Genomic DNA, 1,670 nt, shown 5'->3' with positions numbered 1-1,670 from the left:
TTAATATATAACCAATTTTTTTGAATTTAAAACACAAATTCTGTCACTTTCTCAATGCAAAATAAAAGCTCTCTCATCTCTTTTTTATTCATTTCTAAGTATAAGGACAGAAGCCACCTGTTAGGGCAGCTTATCAAGTAATTCATTAAATATTTGTCTTATTCTTTCACCAGATACACGCATAATACGACCAACTTCTTCATACTTTGCACCATGAGCTAACATATGGAATATATAGAATTCTCTGTCCGTAGCAATATTATCAATAACAGATTCCAATTCATTATAAAATATATTACTTTCTATATTATCATTTGTTTCTGGTGATATATTGTATGGATCTAGTGAAAAGAAGTCATGTATATCTTGTTCTACTAGCGGTTTATTGAGAGGGCGACTCTCATAACTTAATACAAAGGCTTTAACGCTCTCTTTGTCATATATCATATATAAACACTAGCTTTAGCAACACGGCGTAATATAGCTTCTCTAGCGTGCTTAATGGTATTCTCTGTGATACCTAAAACATCTGCAATAATGTCATAAGGGTGCTTATCCCACCATAACATCTTAATTAACTGCTGTTCTTGTAGTGTTGCAGTGTTATATACTTCAGTAATCCCCTTTACAACATCTTCAACTCTGTTGTATCTCTGTTCACTCATTTCACTTGCTTGTGTTTTATACTCATCAACTAATGTTTGATAGTTTTCCATGTATCCACTCAGTATTTTGTAATCGAAACTCTTTAAGGCTTTCATATAACTAGCTCCTCTCTTTGAGTTTGTAATGTAGTTCTTACTTTTTCTACTTCTTCATCAAAATATTTTCTTTGTTCTTCCAAATGGTCTCTCTGACGCATTACACGGGCTTTATGCGTGTTTCTATATAAATCTTCACATAACTTCTCAATGCTCTTATAAGGCTTATAAACGCCATTTGTACGCATATAGTGCATGATTTCTTGTTGGTCTTGATATTTGTATGTGCTGATGATCTTTTTAAGTAAATTCAAGCGTTCAGATGATTGCTTTTTATAATGTTCTAACTCTTCTTTTTTCTCTATAATCCATACGACTAACTTTTCTAAAGGATAACTGGTAACAACTACCCCCGTTGCTTCATCACAAGTCATATGTGAGATGTTCAGGTGATACATTGCGTTTATTTGTTCTTCGAGTGCTTGGCATTTTCGATTAATGAATTGAGGATTGTATTTAATCAACAACTCATATTCTGAAATTTTTTCTTCTCTTTCATAACTGAAAGTATGTTTGTTTTCCTTCAGCAACACCGCTACACACTCCTTCAAACTTTATTTAGTTTATATTTCTATTAGTTTTGTACTGGTATTTAATCGTCATCACCCATTCCAAATTCCTCATACACAGATTTCTTAACTTCGCTTTCAGAAGGTACAACTAAGCGTAACCTTGAATCAATTGTTAGTCCTAACGACCCACAAATAGAACGAAGCTCTTTCATAGATTCCATATAGACCATAAACGTGCCTGATTTTTTATTAGTATCAGGATCTATATAGCCATTTTCTTGAATATAGCGGTATGCATCATCGTTTATATCCACTAATTCACAATATTTTTTGATTAATGTAAAATCTAATTCTGCAATCGGTAATTCTTGTAGTAACGGAATAATACGTTGCCATT

At 32.6% G+C, this 1,670-nt stretch carries 4 protein-coding genes; all 4 read right to left on the bottom strand.

Going from position 1 to position 1,670, the window contains the following annotated elements; translation table 11 throughout:
• Positions 1–120: 120 nt before the first annotated feature.
• The gene (locus HMPREF2846_RS06335; protein WP_070626187.1) at positions 121–447 is read right to left on the bottom strand and encodes a sigma-70 family RNA polymerase sigma factor; all 327 of its coding nucleotides are present in this window, start codon (positions 445–447) and stop codon (positions 121–123) included.
• On the bottom strand, positions 444–761 hold the full coding sequence (locus HMPREF2846_RS06330) for a hypothetical protein (protein ID WP_070626184.1): 318 nt from the start codon (positions 759–761) through the stop codon (positions 444–446). The genes HMPREF2846_RS06335 and HMPREF2846_RS06330 overlap by 4 nt, the downstream gene beginning before the upstream one ends.
• Entirely contained in the window at positions 758–1,291 is a 534-nt protein-coding gene (locus HMPREF2846_RS06325) for a spore coat protein (RefSeq protein ID WP_070626244.1), read from the bottom strand. The genes HMPREF2846_RS06330 and HMPREF2846_RS06325 overlap by 4 nt, the downstream gene beginning before the upstream one ends.
• A 62-nt stretch (positions 1,292–1,353) precedes the next feature.
• Positions 1,354–1,670, bottom strand: a 317-nt coding sequence (locus HMPREF2846_RS06320) for a phage terminase small subunit P27 family (RefSeq protein WP_070626182.1), incomplete at its 5' end; no start/stop codon positions are given.

The sequence above is a fragment of the Staphylococcus sp. HMSC056G08 genome (genome assembly GCF_001812305.1).
Classification (GTDB): domain Bacteria; phylum Bacillota; class Bacilli; order Staphylococcales; family Staphylococcaceae; genus Staphylococcus; species Staphylococcus simulans.
The sequence above is the reverse complement of the archived record's forward strand: the minus strand, read 5'-3'. Positions and strand labels throughout refer to the sequence as shown.

Coding starts and splice junctions, on each gene's coding strand:
- HMPREF2846_RS06330 (WP_070626184.1), bottom strand. CDS start 761: ATGAAAGCCTTAAAGAGTTTCGATTACAAAATACTGAGTGGATACATG.
- HMPREF2846_RS06335 (WP_070626187.1), bottom strand. CDS start 447: ATGATATATGACAAAGAGAGCGTTAAAGCCTTTGTATTAAGTTATGAG.